The sequence below is a fragment of the Synechococcus sp. BDU 130192 genome (assembly GCF_963876085.1).
GTDB lineage: Bacteria > Cyanobacteriota > Cyanobacteriia > Cyanobacteriales > MRBY01 > MRBY01.
The window spans coordinates 1-15,098 of the sequence record NZ_CAWNNO010000023.1; the positions used below are offsets into that span (position 1 = coordinate 1).

At 50.6% G+C, this 15,098-nt stretch carries 13 protein-coding genes; 9 read left to right on the forward strand and 4 right to left on the reverse strand.

From position 1 onward, the window contains the following. The 4 genes from AACT35_RS08170 to AACT35_RS08185 all read left to right on the forward strand — a co-directional run. A partial coding sequence (locus AACT35_RS08170) for a bifunctional acetate--CoA ligase family protein/GNAT family N-acetyltransferase (RefSeq protein WP_099239426.1) occupies positions 1 to 2,571 on the forward strand: 2,571 nt, incomplete at its 5' end. 9 nt (positions 2,572 to 2,580) lie between these two features. Continuing rightward, on the forward strand, positions 2,581 to 2,961 hold the full coding sequence (locus tag AACT35_RS08175; RefSeq protein WP_062435037.1) for a DUF423 domain-containing protein: 381 nt from the start codon (positions 2,581 to 2,583) through the stop codon (positions 2,959 to 2,961). A 120-nt stretch (positions 2,962 to 3,081) separates the two neighbouring features. After that, entirely contained in the window at positions 3,082 to 3,714 is a 633-nt protein-coding gene (locus tag AACT35_RS08180; RefSeq protein ID WP_099239428.1) for a Vat family streptogramin A O-acetyltransferase, read from the forward strand. A 92-nt stretch (positions 3,715 to 3,806) separates the two neighbouring features. Further along, positions 3,807 to 4,469 (forward strand): DUF4145 domain-containing protein, encoded by a 663-nt coding sequence (locus AACT35_RS08185; RefSeq protein WP_099239430.1) that lies wholly within the window; start codon positions 3,807 to 3,809, stop codon positions 4,467 to 4,469. A gap of 61 nt (positions 4,470 to 4,530) precedes the next feature. On the opposite strand, the gene AACT35_RS08190 is transcribed toward AACT35_RS08185, so the two are convergent. The 4 genes from AACT35_RS08190 to AACT35_RS08205 all read right to left on the reverse strand — a co-directional run bounded on the left by AACT35_RS08190 (position 4,531) and on the right by AACT35_RS08205 (position 9,467). Beyond that, complete coding sequence (locus AACT35_RS08190; RefSeq protein WP_216820544.1) at positions 4,531 to 5,922, reverse strand: TldD/PmbA family protein; 1,392 nt, start codon at positions 5,920 to 5,922, stop codon at positions 4,531 to 4,533. A 6-nt stretch (positions 5,923 to 5,928) separates the two neighbouring features. Further along, a complete protein-coding gene (locus AACT35_RS08195; RefSeq protein ID WP_339374602.1) occupies positions 5,929 to 7,704 on the reverse strand; it encodes an ABC transporter substrate-binding protein in 1,776 nt (591 codons plus the stop codon). A 4-nt stretch (positions 7,705 to 7,708) separates the two neighbouring features. After that, entirely contained in the window at positions 7,709 to 8,104 is a 396-nt protein-coding gene (locus AACT35_RS08200; RefSeq protein ID WP_012307629.1) for a hypothetical protein, read from the reverse strand. Between the two features lie 106 nt (positions 8,105 to 8,210). Beyond that, positions 8,211 to 9,467 carry a glucosyl-3-phosphoglycerate synthase gene (locus AACT35_RS08205; RefSeq protein WP_099239432.1) on the reverse strand — a complete coding sequence of 419 codons (1,257 nt, stop codon included), beginning with the start codon at positions 9,465 to 9,467 and terminating at the stop codon, positions 8,211 to 8,213. 314 nt (positions 9,468 to 9,781) lie between these two features. Between AACT35_RS08205 and AACT35_RS08210 the strand changes: the two genes are divergently transcribed. From AACT35_RS08210 to AACT35_RS08230, 5 genes are all read left to right on the forward strand, one after another. Beyond that, positions 9,782 to 11,539: a sugar phosphorylase gene (locus AACT35_RS08210; RefSeq protein WP_099239434.1), complete on the forward strand. Its 1,758-nt coding sequence runs from the start codon at positions 9,782 to 9,784 to the stop codon at positions 11,537 to 11,539. Continuing rightward, entirely contained in the window at positions 11,520 to 12,359 is an 840-nt protein-coding gene (locus tag AACT35_RS08215) for an HAD-IIB family hydrolase (protein ID WP_099239436.1), read from the forward strand. Before AACT35_RS08210 ends, AACT35_RS08215 begins: the two co-directional genes overlap by 20 nt. A gap of 107 nt (positions 12,360 to 12,466) precedes the next feature. Continuing rightward, entirely contained in the window at positions 12,467 to 13,579 is a 1,113-nt protein-coding gene (locus tag AACT35_RS08220; RefSeq protein WP_099239438.1) for a hypothetical protein, read from the forward strand. Positions 13,580 to 13,729: 150 nt separating this feature from the next. Continuing rightward, positions 13,730 to 14,368 carry a hypothetical protein gene (locus AACT35_RS08225; RefSeq protein WP_012307634.1) on the forward strand — a complete coding sequence of 213 codons (639 nt, stop codon included), beginning with the start codon at positions 13,730 to 13,732 and terminating at the stop codon, positions 14,366 to 14,368. Positions 14,369 to 14,382: 14 nt separating this feature from the next. Further along, positions 14,383 to 15,098 (forward strand): pentapeptide repeat-containing protein (locus AACT35_RS08230; protein WP_099239440.1); only part of this gene is annotated, 716 nt, incomplete at its 3' end.

Sequence of the window (15,098 nt, forward strand, 5' to 3'; positions counted from 1 at the left end):
AGATCTCGCTATCCGGTGAACCCGAAGCGCAATAGTGTGTTGGGGATTAAAGCCTACGACAATATTTCCGCAGTCCCCGAAACGGTGGAGTTAGTAGTGATTGCAATTCCAGCGCAGTTTGTGCCCCAAGTGGTTCAAGAATGTGTTGATGTGGGGGTAAAAGCCGCAATTATTATCTCGGCGGGCTTTAAGGAAATTGGTGAGCAAGGGAAGGCGCTGGAAAAAGAAATTTTGGCGATCGCCGCTGGGAAGTTGCGGATTATTGGGCCGAACTGTTTGGGGTTAATGAATCCCCATAGTGGGCTAAATGCCACCTTTGCCCACGCGATGGCGCAACCGGGTCATGTGGGGTTTATCAGCCAGAGTGGGGCGTTTTGTACGGCGGTGTTGGACTGGAGCTTTCCGGAGAATGTGGGCTTTAGTGCCTTTATTTCGCTGGGGTCGATGTTGGATGTGAACTGGGGTGATTTGATCACCTACCTCGGCGATGACCCGAACACCAAAAGCATTGTGATTTATATGGAGTCGGTGGGGGATGCCCGGTCGTTCCTTTCGGCGGCGCGGGAGGTGGCCATTACTAAACCGATTATTGTGATTAAGGCGGGACGGACGGAGGCGGCAGCAAAGGCTTCGGCTTCCCATACGGGTTCCTTGGCGGGGAGTGATGCGGTGTTGGATGCGGCATTTCGACGCTGTGGGGTGTTGCGGGTGGATCGCATTTCGGAATTGTTTAATTTGGCGGAAATTCTCGCAAAACAGCCCCGTTTACCGAAAAAACCGAAGTTGACGATTATTACCAATGCAGGGGGGCCTGGGGTTTTAGCGACGGATGCAATTATTCAACGGGGCGGGGAACTGTCGGCACTGTCCCCGGAAACGATCGCCGCCCTAGATAAATTTTTACCGAGTCACTGGAGCCGCAATAATCCGATTGATATTTTGGGGGATGCGGAACCGGAACGCTACGCGAAAACCCTCGATGTGGCGATTGATGACCCGAACAGTGCCGGATTTCTGGTGATCCTGACCCCCCAAGCGATGACTGACCCCACCGCCACGGCGATCGCCTTACAGAAGTGTGTCGAAAAAACCGATAAACCCGTGCTGGCTAGTTGGATGGGGGGTGATGCAGTGACCGAGGGGGAGCTGTTTTTAAATCGCTCTCAAGTGCCCACCTACCGTTACCCTGATTCTGCCGCCTATTTATTTCAATTGCTCTGGCGCTATAAATACACCCTGGAGGGCATCTACGAAACGCCGACCCTCGCGCCCGATACCGATGGGATTATTGATCGCCACAATGTGAAGGTGATCCTTGATTCGATTCGCGCCGAGGGGCGCACTTTGTTAACAGAGTCAGAATCTAAAAAAGTGTTAGCCGCCTACGGCATCCCCATCGTGCCAACGGGCAATGCCAGTACCCCAGAAATGGCGATCGCCCTTGCCGATGAAATTGGCTATCCGGTGGTTTTAAAATTACTGTCCACCACGATCACCCATAAAACCGATGTGGGGGGCGTGGAACTCAATCTAAACAGTGCGGCGAGTGTCGAGCGTGCCTTTAAGCGGATTTGCCAGAGCGTCACCGAAAAAGTCGGTGCAGAGCATTTCCACGGGGTGACAGTACAACCGATGCTCAACCTCAAGGATGGCTACGAACTCATCCTCGGCAGCAGTATCGATGGGCAGTTTGGGCCAGTGATGGTCTTTGGCACGGGGGGACAACTCGTGGAAGTCTTTCAGGATCGGGCGATCGCCTTACCACCGTTGAACAGTACCCTCGCCCGTCGCACGATGGAGCAAACCAAAATTTATAAGGCCCTCAAGGGAGTCCGGGGGCGAAAAGCGGTCAATTTAAACGAACTAGAGCAAATTTTAATCCGTTTTAGCCGTTTAATCGTCGAGCAACCTTGGATCAAAGAAATGGATATTAATCCCCTCTTTGCCTCCGGCGATCGCCTCGTTGCCCTCGATGCGCGGCTTGTGTTGCATCCCCTCGACTTAGCCGAAAAAGATTTACCCAAACCCGCCATTCGCCCCTACCCCTTGCAATACGAAAAACCCTGGACAAGCACCGATGGACGGGAGTTTATGATTCGCCCGATCCGCCCCGAAGATGAGCCGATGCTGGTTAAATTTCATCAAACTCTATCTGAACAAAGCGTTTATTTCCGTTATTTTCACCTCGTCACCCTGCAAAGTCGCATCGCCCACGAACGGTTAACCCGCCTCTGTTTCATTGATTATGACCGGGAAATGGCGCTGGTTGCTGAATACACCGACCCTGATACCCACGAAAAGGAAGTCTATGCTGTGGCCCGTTTAAGTCAACTCCACGGCACCACGGAGGGAGAATTTGCGATGATTGTCAGTGACCCGATCCAACGCCAAGGACTCGGTACCGAATTGCTCCGGCGTCTGGTGGAAATTGGTCGCAATGAAGGGCTGACTGCCATTACCGCCGACATTCTCTCAGAAAACAAAGGGATGCAACGGGTTTCAGAAAAAGCTGGTTTTACCCTCAAGCGCCAAAACTTTGAAGTGGTTAAAGCGACTCTACAACTCAATTAAACAAAGACTATGACCCGTTTTTTCTTAGTTATTGCCCCCATCCTTGCTGGTCTCGCCGTTGCTGCTGGTGCCTTTGCCAGCCATGGCCTTAAAGGAACCCTCGACGCCAATGCCCTTGATATCTGGGAAACTGCCGCTAAATATCAAATGTATCAGGCGATCGCCTTACTGCTGGTGGGCCTATTTTCCGTCCAGGGATCGTTCCCTCAAAGTTGGCTCAATGGGGCTGGCATTGCCTTTATTGTCGGGATTGTGCTCTTTTCCGGTAGCCTCTATGCCTTGAGTTTAAGTGGAGTGAAAATCTTGGGGGCCATTACACCACTCGGTGGGGCAGCTTTCATTGTTGGCTGGATCTGTTTGGCGATCGCCGGTTGGCAGTTTAGCCGCTAAAGAATTTTGGCAAAGCGATTAAGTTTGGACAGATTTTGTGAATTTGCTGTAACTTCGTTTTCAATTCCTCGCTAAGATTCAAGGAACTACAAATCTTTTTAGCAATAGGAGAACCTGGCTGTGTATGGAGCCGACCCCAATGATCCGCATCCCATGGCAGGATTTCCGCAGATTTGTTTTATCCGCAACACGGTGACAAATCCGAATATCATCATCGGCGATTACACTTACTACGACGATCCGGAGGATTCAGAAAACTTTGAACGCAATGTTTTGTATCATTTTCCCTTCATTGGCGATCGCCTAATTATTGGCAAGTTTTGCGCTCTGGCCAGGGGCGTCAAGTTCATCATGAACGGGGGTAACCACAAAATCGATGGTTTTTCCACCTATCCATTTCAGATTTTCGGCAATGGTTGGGACAAACTTCCTCTGCAACCTAGTGACTTTCCCTATAAAGGCGATACGATTATCGGCAATGATGTTTGGATTGGCTACGAAGCCGTGATTATGCCCGGTGTGCACGTGGGAGATGGTGCGATTATTGCCGCCAAATCAGTCGTGGTTAACGATGTCCCTCCCTACACCATTGTGGGCGGCAATCCCGCCAAATGTATTCGACAACGCTTTACCGATGAAGTGATTAAAACCTTACTATCAGTGGCTTGGTGGGATTGGGAGATCGAGAAAATTACCCGCAATTTAGAAAAAATTGTCGCAGCGGATTTAGATGCTCTGCTCAAGTGTGAATAACGAATCTTTATACAAATTGCTAATCAACACTTTTTCCATTGAATTATAAAAAGATGGTTTATCATTTTATGATGTCGCTTTAAAAAATTTTCATGGCTCAAAAAAAGAAAAAAATAAAGATTTATTGTGGCACTTGTAAACAATCTACCAACCATATAGTCATTGCTCAACGTAGCACACAAGCTCCTCCAGAATATGATATTCATGAATCTTACGGTGCAGAGCATTATTTTTGTCAATGCGCGGGCTGTAATAGTTATTCATATGCTGTGGCGACATGGTATCAAACTGATTTTAATCCTGACACTGGGGGAATGAATTACACATGGGAAACTTATCCAGAAGACAAAAGTCACCTTAGTGCCATAAGTGATTTATTATTTAGTTTGCCAACTAAAATCAGATTAATCTATCAAGAGATAATTAGTGCAATGAATGCACGGTTGCCAATTCTAACTGCAATTGGCTTAAGAGCGCTTATTGAAGCGATATGTAAAGACCAAGGCATTGGAGATAAAAAGGATAATCTTGAGAAACGTATTGATGGTTTGGCCACAAGTGGAATTCTGTCAAAAAATCAAGCTTTAATTCTTCACGATCATCGTTTTCTCGGCAATATTGCAGCCCATGAAATTGAACCTGCACAAAAAGGAGAATTGCTAGCTGCTCTAGAAATAGCAGAAACGATGCTTAAGACAATTTATATCCTTCCCAATCTCTCAAAAGAAATTAGTACTGGGAAAAAGCCCTGCTAATTTTCTCTATGTTTAAGCAGGGCATCGCAGATTGCAGATAGCTTGAGATTTTAAATTCTATTTAACGGCCACCGACGACAACATTTTTAATGCGCAAGTGCGGGCCGCCAACGCTGACAGGTAAACCTCCTTGGCCACCTTTACCACAGCCGCCGTTGGTATAGAGGGTGTCGTTACCGATCGCCTCAATGTCCTTTAAGGTTTGGAAGACGTTCCCAGAGAGGGTGACATCACTAACAGGTTCGGCGATTTTGCCATCACGGATCATGTAGCCTTCTGCCGCCGCAAAGGTAAACATTTCCCCATTGGTTTGACCACCGATCATCCGCACCGCATAGACTCCTTCTTGGATATCTTGGATCATTTCTGCAAAGGGCGTATCACCGGGTTCAATTGCCGTATTGGTCATGCGCACGAGGGGCGGATAACCAGCTTGAATGGCGCGGGCATTCCCTGTGGGCGCTTCACTCATTTTCCCTGCGGTTTCGCGGGAGTGGAGTCGCTGGGTGAGCACACCGTCTTTGATTAAATATTTGCGTTGGCCGGGCACTCCTTCGTCATCGTATTTCATCGTGCCGGGCAGATCAGGGAGGGTGGCATCATCGATCACATTTAGTTGGGAAATGCCGAGGGGTTTACCGATGGTTAGGAGTTCCTGCATCCGGGGATTTTCGTAGACAAAATCGGCTTCAGATAGGTGGCCAAAGGCTTCGTGAATAAAGACCCCTGCAAGGTAAGGATCCAGAACAACGGTATATTGTCCGCCTTTGACGGGCTTGGCTTCTAGTTGACGGATCGCTCGTTCTGCGGCACCTTTAACACGGTCTTCGATTCCAATGAGCGCATCAAAATCACAGCGGGAATTAATCGATTCAAAGCCCTGGCGCACGACACCATTTTCTCCCCTGGCGATCGCCCCAAATCTACCATTCACATCGAGGCGTTCTTGGATGATGCAACTGCCATTGGAATTGACGAAGTAGGTGGTGACAAAACTATCGCTAATGCTAGCCATCGTCGTTTGAATCCGGGGGTCATAATCCAGCAAAATTTGGTTATATTTCGCCAGTAGATCCCGTTTTTCCTTGAGGGAAATGGTGCGGGGGTCGGTTTTAATCTCTACTGGTACATAGTCCTCGATGGCCCCACTGGGAGCCAACTGAGTTGATTCTTTGCCCACCAACTTCGCCTGGGAAACCGCTTCTGCAACGCGATCGCCTAATTCGGCAAGGCCATTGAACGTGACAAAACTCCAACCCCCCTGGTGACAGGCCCGAATCCCGCCGGCGAGGGCAAAACTACGGTTACTGCCGTCGAACTGCGCCCCCCGGAAGGCCAGACTGGTAGATTCACTCTGCTGCACCCGAATTTCTAGGTAGTCTACAGCCCCTTGATGGGTGGCGATCGCCCCCTTGAGGGCATCGGTAATTTGTTGCATGGTGAGGGTCGTCATCGATCTTTACTCCTTAATTTCAGCCGCAATCGTTAAATCTTCTAGGTTCCAGAGGGGGCCACCCAGGGCCGAATGTTGTACCCCTTCAATTTTGTCACGCACCGCTGCGAGGGAATAATTGTTTACCAGATGGATAAACGGTAAATATTCCGCTGCAAGTTCTTGGGTTTTAGCATAAATCTCCTTGCGTTTGTCGAGATCCAGCTCCTGGGCCCCTTGGATGTAGAGATCCGCAATTTCCTGTTCCCAGTCATTGATCAGCCGATCCGTCAGGGGGGTAGTGCCTGGCCGCGCCGCTTGGTTAAACATATGCAAATTCCCCTCTGGGAACCACACATTCGCGCCCCCATTGGGTTCATTCCCTCCTGTCAAGCCCAACAAGAAACAATCCCAATCGAGGGAGTTGCTCAACTTATCGACGAGGATATTAAAACCAATCGGGCTGTAGTCCACCTGCATTCCCAGGGCTTCGAGATCCTGCTCAATTTGAGTCGCCATTGCTTCGCGAATTTTGTTGCCCGCATTTGTAATCAAGGAAAAACGCACGGGATTATTGTCGGCATCGATTAATTGTCCCTGGGCGTTGTAGGAAAAGCCCGCTTCTTCGAGGAGCGCCTTGGCCCTGTCTGGGTCGTAATCGTAGGTTTTTATTTGATCGTTATAGAAAGGAGATTGCACCGAAATCGGCGAATGTTGCACTTCCCCCAAACCCCGGTAAATATTGTTCACCATGCGCTGACGATCAATGCCGTAGGCCACAGCCTGGCGGAACTTCAGATTGTTGAACCATTTCGACTTGATGGGATCGACGAGGGGTTTGTCGTCCCGCTTCCCGGTGTTGAGGTTAAAGGAAATGAAACTGGTGCCGTAGGCTTCACCGCCGTTGTAGATGGTAAATTTACCCCGGTCTTCTTCCCGTTTCAGGAGCGAAAAATAATCTGGACTAACCCCTGTAACATCCAAGTCACCAGACCGAAATTGCAGCAAAGTGGTGTCAGTGTTGGGGACGATTTGCCAAACGATTTGGTCCACGTAGGGTTTGGGGGTTTGCCAGTAGTAGGGGTTGGGCTGAAAAATTAAGCGCTGACCCACGGCATAGTTAATTAACTGGTAGGGGCCGCTGGAAACCAGGTCTTGGGGAGGAGTGCTGACGCCCCAGGTACCCAAAAAGAGGGGATTACCTTCGCTGTCGGTCTGCTCAACGCTTTCGCGGAGGACGTGTTCTGGCAGAATTTCCAGGGCCGTATTGTTGAGGAAAGGCGCAAAGGGCTCGGTGATGGTGAATTTCACCTGGCGATCGCCTACTTTTTCCACCGTCGGCAAGGTTCCGGCAACGCCCACCCGGAGGCCATCACGGGAATTGGTGGGGATTTTTTCGTTGAGATAAATCTGGTTGTAGCTAAAGACCACATCATCAACGGTGAGCGGTTCCCCGTCAGACCATTGCAGATTGTCCCGTAGGGTAAAGGTCAAGCTGAGTTGGTCTTCGGAAAATTCCCAGGATTCGGCAAGCCGGGGCTCCGTCTCTCCCGTGACGGGGTTTTCTGAAACTAAGCCTTCGTAGGTAAGGCCAAAAATACTGGGAGACTCTGCCGAGAGGGCCGGGTTAAAAGTTTTCGGGTCGCTGAGGACGCTGATCACAATTTGGTTGTCCCCCGCCCCCGTAGCGTTACTGGCTTGGGGATCACAGGCGGTGAGGACAGAGGGCAAAGTCAAGGTAAAGGCGATCGCCGCCACAAATGCCCAAAATCGCTGTAACCGAAATAATTTAGAAAGTTTCAAGACTTTATTCTTCTTCATTGCGCTGCGCCCCATCTAAACGCCCTAGTTCATACACCCCACAGCCAGCACAGGCCATCACCCCCAAACTGATTGCCCAACTGTGACCGAGGCTCCACTCCACCCCAAAATTACACCCTGCGCCAAATAATAAAAAAGGCACAATGCTCAGGAGCGAGGCCGAAAAAGCACTCTTGGATTCACGAATTTCTTTGTCCTTCTCAAATTCTTCTTCGGAAAAATAGAGCGATCGCTCGGCCCAGTTCATCCAGCGTTCCAGACCATTCAAGATCCCCTCCCGCAACGGAGCAATGCCAATGTAGAGGGCAAAGGCCCAGAGGCAAGCGCCGGCGATCGTGCTGGCTTCGATGGGAATAATAAAGGGGAAAAATTCACGCAACATGGGGAGAGTAAGGGCGACAACTGTGTTTAAAGATTGTATCGATTGTGGTGGCCTTCGGCATCCTCCCCCCATCATCTGTTGCGGCAATGGCGATCGCCTTAGGGAGTTAAACCATCTCCAAAGGGGGAATTTCCGAGCGCTGCATCGTCGCCTCTAACTGCACCTCTGCCATATCCGCTTCCACCGCTGCCATCAGTTGCTCCCGGAGGTCAGGCATCACAGCCAAGGCCCTTGTCCAGTCTGGAATGCGGTATACAGCTGGCTCGTGCATATATTTATCAAAGGCTAAAGGAATGATCTGTTCAAAGCTTTCGACGGTCATTTCTTCCCGGTGGCGATCGTAGGGAATACCGTTACAGGTCGCATCGACAAAATATTGACGGATCATATCCTGGGCGACGCGGCGGAATTTCACCTGGAGCGCGATTTGGTGCCCTTCAGAGAAAACAATTGACTCCGTTTCTGTCAAGGTACGCAGGATCGAAGACAAAATTTCGGTACACATTTTCTGTAGCCCTTCCTGGGGATTGTTGCCCACGGCTTTGTGTTTGTGGTCAAAAAACCCCAGATCCACCTGAGCCACCCGTTTCGGCGCTACGTTGCGATAAACCTCTGCCAATAGTCCTACTTCAATGCCCCAGTCACAGGGAACGCGCAGATTTAAGGCCAAATCAGCGGTCATGGCAAATTCACCAGCGAGGGGATAGCGGTAGGACTTGAGGTAGTGGAGGTAAGCATTGCGCCCCAGGACGTCTTCAAGGGTTGCCAACAGAGGCGCAACGAAGAGGCGCACAACCCGGCCATTCATCGCTCGGTTTTCGAGGCCGAGACGGGTGTAATAGGCTTTGTTGTAGGCAATGCCAAATTCTGGCTCCACGATGGGATAAAACAGCTTGGCCACCAGGGAACGGTCAAAGGTGACAATGTCAGCATCATGGAGGGCGATCGCCCGGGCATCTAGGGACGCCAGACCAAGGCCCAGCCACACAGCCCAGCCCTTGCCCATGTAGTCAAGGAGATTGAGATTTTGGTGGGCGAGCTTTTCTAAAATGCCGCGAATTCGGGCCCCATTCGTCCAAATGACGTTGACCTTTTGGGGCAATTCACGAAAAAACGTCACGGCATGGTGATACTGTTCGACGGTTTCGGCGTGGAGACAAACATTGATGGTCTTGATGTAGGCACAGCCTTTTAAATGCTCTTTAATCCGAGTGAGGGCAGGCCGTTGAAGTTCTTCATAAAGTGAGGGAATGAGTAACGCCATGAGGCAAATTTCACGAAGATTCATCAGGCGTTTTTCGAGGTAGTCCAGATCGGCATCAAGATCATGGATGGTGGTGATGAATTCTTGGCAAAAGTCCATTGCTGGTCACCTAAATAAAAAGAAAATCTTAAAATTTGCCTTTAAAGTAACCCAATTTTTGGGGGTTGGCCGTATCTAAAGCGACGTAAAAATCACTACAATGTCATCCGCATTTGTTGATAGGCTGAGATTTAACTTGAATAAAGGGTGAGTCGGCCGTTTTTTCGTCCCCAAGAAAATACTGAAAAAACAGATCAAGCGAGTTTTTAAAAATGATGTCTGTTGATCCTGTAATCACGAGGCTCTGGGGTTTAAAAAAGCGACGTGGGCTTGTCCCCGATGAGTGAAATTAGCGTGTTTGTCCTGTTACTCCTATGACCATTCCCCAGATTGCAGGTCTTGGCGATCGCCTTGATGAATTTTTTGCGACCCTATATCCTGATCATCCGCCTGCAGCATTAGTTGCGCGTTTGGAGCAGGTGCTTGCGCCCCATGTGACGGCGACGACGAAAAATGAAGAGTTATGGGATCAAAGCACGGCCCTGATGATTACCTACGGGGATAGCCTGTACCAACCCAATGCTGACAATGGCCCGAACCCCCTCCAGGTACTTTTGACTTTTCTACGGGAACGGCTCCAGGGGGTAATTAGCGGTGTGCATATTTTGCCATTTTTCCCCTACAGTTCCGATGATGGCTTTGCCGTAATTGACTACCGCCAGGTCAATCCACAGTTGGGCAGTTGGCAAGATATCGAGGCGATCGCCAAAGAATTTGAAGTGATGGCCGATCTGGTGATCAACCATGTCTCCAGCGAATCAGACTGGTTTCGGCAATTCCTCGCCCAGGAGAAACCCGGTTGTGACTACTTCATTGAGGTGCCCCCAGATACCGATACCCAGTTAGTGGTGCGCCCCCGCAGTAGCCCGCTCCTGAGTCAATTTGCCACGACAAAAGGCGATCGCCACGTGTGGACCACCTTTAGCCGCGATCAAGTAGATGTCAACTTTGCTAACCCCGACGTCCTCTTTGAATTTATCGATATCCTCTTGGGTTACTGTCAGCACGGCATCCGCTTTATTCGCCTTGATGCGGTGGGCTTTCTCTGGAAAAAATTACAAACCGCCTGCATTCACCTGCGGGAAACCCATCTGGTGATCCAATTGATCCGGGAAATCCTTGCTGTCACCTACCCACGCACCGTGGTGATTACCGAAACCAACGTCCCCAACCGGGAAAACCTCAGCTATTTCGGCAAGGGCAACGAGGCCCACATGATCTACAATTTCAGCCTGCCGCCTTTGCTCCTCAATGCGCTGATTCGGGGCGAAGCCCGGCACCTCAAAACCTGGATGAAAAGTATGCCCCCGGCCCAGGATGGTTGTGCCTACTTTAATTTCACCGCCTCCCACGATGGCATTGGCCTCCGCCCCGCTGAAGGTCTGCTAGAAGGCAAAGAATTCGATCAATTGATCCAAACCATGGCCGATTTTGGGGCCAGAATTAGCTACCGTAGTTTGCCCAATGGCACCGAAAAACCCTATGAACTGAATATTTCTTTGTTCGATGCCCTCAAAGGCACCATCACAGGCCCCGATCCTTGGCAACGGCAACGATTCCTCTGTTCCCAGGCGATCATGATGTCCTTAGAGGGAGTGCCCGCTTTCTATATCCATAGTTTTTTGGCGACCCCCAATGATGATGCCAAGGTGGCGATGACAAACCATAACCGCAGCATTAACCGTCACCAATGGGAATATGACCGACTCCAGCAAAAGCTCGCTGACCCTGATTCTGACCAAGCCTGGGTGTTGCAAGAACTGACAAAACTCATCCGGATCCGTCGCCAGCAGCCGGCATTTCATCCCAACGCAACCCAATACACCCTTGATTTCCAGAGTCCGGCAGTCTTTGGGTTTTGGCGTCAGAGCCGCGATCGCCGCCAGAGTATTTTCTGCTTGTTTAACCTAGGCGATCGCCCGACAACCATCCCGGTGGCCAGCCTAAACCTGATTTGCACCGATGACTGGCAGGATTTATTAGATGAAGTTGTGTTAGAAGAAGGCACAACGGACATTTCCCTAGCCCCCTATCAAACTGCGTGGATTACCAATGTTCCTCTGCTTCACTGATCTCGACGGCACCCTTCTCAACCATGATGACTATCGCTACGATGCGGCGATACCGACGATCCAAACCTTGAAAAAATTAGGAATTCCGGTTATTCCTACCACTAGCAAAACAAAAGCTGAAGTGCTGGAACTGCGGGAAGCTCTTGGGTTAAAAGATCCGTTCATTGTGGAGAATGGCAGCGGCATTTTCCTGGAATCTGACGATCCACGTTTTGATTTTTCGGCATTGGATGTGGGGATTACAACCGAGGCAACCCTCACCACCATTACCCTCGGCATTTCCTACGCCCAAGCGCGACAATCCCTCCAGAATTTGGCCCAACAGATTGGGGAACCCTTGACGGGGTTTGGGGATTTAAGTCTGGAAGCATTACAGGATCTTACGCAATTGCCCTTGGCGGCATTAAAACAGGCGGGCGATCGCCAATTTAGTGAACCTTTTTTGCGACCCCAGACGGATTTAGCACAGTTGGAATCTTTAGCGACAAAAGCTGGCCTACAAATCCTGGTGGGCAATCGTTTCTGTCATCTCCTAGGTGCAGGTGCTGGCAAAGGACGGGCTGTGCAACTCCTCAAGCAGGCGTGGCAACAAGCTCATCCCGATCAAGCACCGATCAAAACCCTCGGCCTGGGGGATAGTCCCAATGATTTGTCTTTACTAGAAGCTGTGGATGTGGCGATCGCCGTGCCGGGGCCTCAAGGGGTTAATCCCAAACTCGTGTCCCAGATTGAAACAAAAGGCTGGCTCGTCGCTCCAGAACCCGGTGCAAAAGGATGGGCCAGGGCCGTAACCGCTCAACTTGAGATTTCGTTTGACTAGCGCGACTTGGGTTCTTCAACAATTCAGCAAAAAATCATCATTTTTTCTGATTAGGCGATCGCCAACCATTTGTTAGGCTATTCCCGGACATCGCCCAAGCACCGCCTATGTTTTTCTTTTTGAAGCAACTGACCAGTTGGGACCGCTGGAATCAATTCCTGGTGAGTCTCTCGATTTTGGCTTTTTTACCCCTCCAGTTTCCCCAGGTGATCAGCAATGCCGCCGTCATTGGTACGGGAAATCCAGCAGCGATCGCCACCTTGGGGGTGATTCCCGTGGGCGGTTATGCGGCCGGGATTTTAGGTAATTTGTTGTTGATGAATTTCCTTGCTGGGCAGCGGGAATTATGGGGCACCACCGTCCAGGCTGTGGGGATTGTCACCGCCGACATTGTGATCTTTCAACTGTTTCAGGTGGGCTTCATTCCAGGCTGGTTATTTTGGCCAGCGACCCTATTTTTGCTGGTGGGGATGGTGCTGAACTACGGCCATTTTCTCGTTGGCGATCGCCCCAGTTGGCAGGCGCAATTTTGGCCCCAATGGCGACGTATTCTACAGTGGCTCGGCATTGCTCTGCTCCCCGCATTGGTTGTGCTCCAACTCCACGATGCTTTTTTACCGAACCTCCCAGAATGGCCAGGGGGCCTTGGAGCGGCATTCCTCTTGAGTGGCTTGATGGTGCAACTAATTCAACGGCAAACCGTAAGCCTACCCAACTTTTTTCAATACCAAAACCGCTGGCGACGGGGGGTAATGGCCCAGAGCACTTGGCTGAAAAGCTGGCTGCGACGGGGTTGGCGTGGTTTAGCGGGCTGGACGGCAAATCTGTTGTTTATGTTTAACTCCCTGGCCCAGTTTGTGAACTGCTTAATTTATCCCGATGATCTGGCGGCCCTCTCCCTCACAACCCAAGTGCTGTTTGTGGTGGGGAATTTGTTAATGTTGTCCCGCTCCGGCACCCTTCTCATTGCCGGGAAAGACCGGATTTGGTGTGCCAGCACCCTCTGGGATCTGTTGATGCGAGTCGGGATTTTTGCCTGCTTACTCCAGGCTGGCCTCCTCAGCTTGCCGTTATTTTGCGTATTTTGTGGGGCGATCGCCATTTATTTAAGCTTCATTTTTTTGATGACCAAGCGAGTTTACCCAGCCTCCTCTCTCGCCGATACCGCCATTTTTCTGCTATTTGGTCGTTCTCCCCAATGGCAGCCCATTGAAAGTTAAGCCATTGAGATGAAGTGTTCGCCATAACCCAGCAATTACAATAACCTGTGTCCCAACCGTTCTCGGCCAAAGCCCCGTAAAGATCCAGCAAGGCCCAGAAGTGGGGTAAACTTTTAACCCAGTAAACCCAGACAATATAGGGAGACAATCTTGGGCATTGAACTGCGCAGCTATGTTTATCTCGATAGCCTGCAACCGCAACACGCATCCTACATTGGTACAGTCGCCCTTGGATTTCTACCTTTACCAGGAGACTCATCCCTCTGGATTGAAGTGTCCCCAGGCATTGAAATCAACCGCATCACCGATGTGGCCCTCAAATCCACTTCCGTGCGCCCAGGGGTACAATTCGTTGAACGTTTGTATGGGTTACTCGAAATTCACTCGCCCCGCCAAGGGGAAACGAAAGCTGCGGGCCAAGCAATCCTCGATTCCCTTGGGGTAACGGCTAAGGATTGCCTCAAACCGGAGGTGGTCTCGAGCCAAATTATTCGTAATATTGATGCCCACCAGGCCCAATTGGTAAACCGAAATCGACGGGGGCAAATGTTGCTGGCGGGCCAAACCCTCTATGTCCTAGAAGTACAACCCGCAGCCTATGCTGCCCTCGCAGCTAATGAGGCGGAAAAATATGCCCAGATTAATATTTTGCAGGTGACAGCGGTGGGGAGTTTTGGCCGGGTCTATCTTGGGGGTGAAGAACGGGACATTATTGCCGGTTCCCAGGCTGCCCTTGCGGCGATCGCCTACGCCCCTGGCCGCCCCCAATCAACCCAGCGTCAAGAATAATTCTGAAACGAACCATGGCATCTCAACCGCTCAATATCCTCAAACAAGGCACCCTGGCATGGCTCCAATGGCGGCAAGCCCACCCCACCGTGATTCCTGACTTGAGCCACGCCAATCTTAGTCGCCTCAACTTGCGGGGAATCGATCTCAGTCGCTGTAATTTGTCCCAGTGTCTCTTTGACCACAGTCGCTTAATTGCCGCTAACCTCCAACAAGCTGACTTGAGTGGTGCCCAGGGGGAATCTCTGCAGCTTTTGGAGGCCAATTTGCAGTCTGCCAACGCCAGTAATGGCCACTTTGCCAATAGTAATTTTTCAGGGGCCGACCTCAGTTTTGCTAACTTGATCGGGGCGGACTTGCGCCAATGCTGTTTGCAGGGAGTCAATTTCTACCACACAAATCTGATCGGGGCCAATCTCCGCTACAGCAGCCTCCTAGGGGCCAACCTCAGCCAAGCCCAACTGCATCGCGCTAATTTAAGCGAAACGAACCTGAATGAAGTAAGTTTCAATGAAGCGGATCTCAGCCAAGCCAATTTATTCGAGGCAGAAGTCGGCAAGGGACAGCTTTATAAAGTCAAACTTGTGGGCGCGGATTTGACCCAGGCCCACCTCCACCACAGTTACCTGTTTGGGGCAAATCTCCAGGGGGCGACCCTCCGTAAAACCGATGTACGCTGGAGCAATCTGGCCTATAGCAATCTGGTGGGGGCGGATCTAGAAGGGGTCAA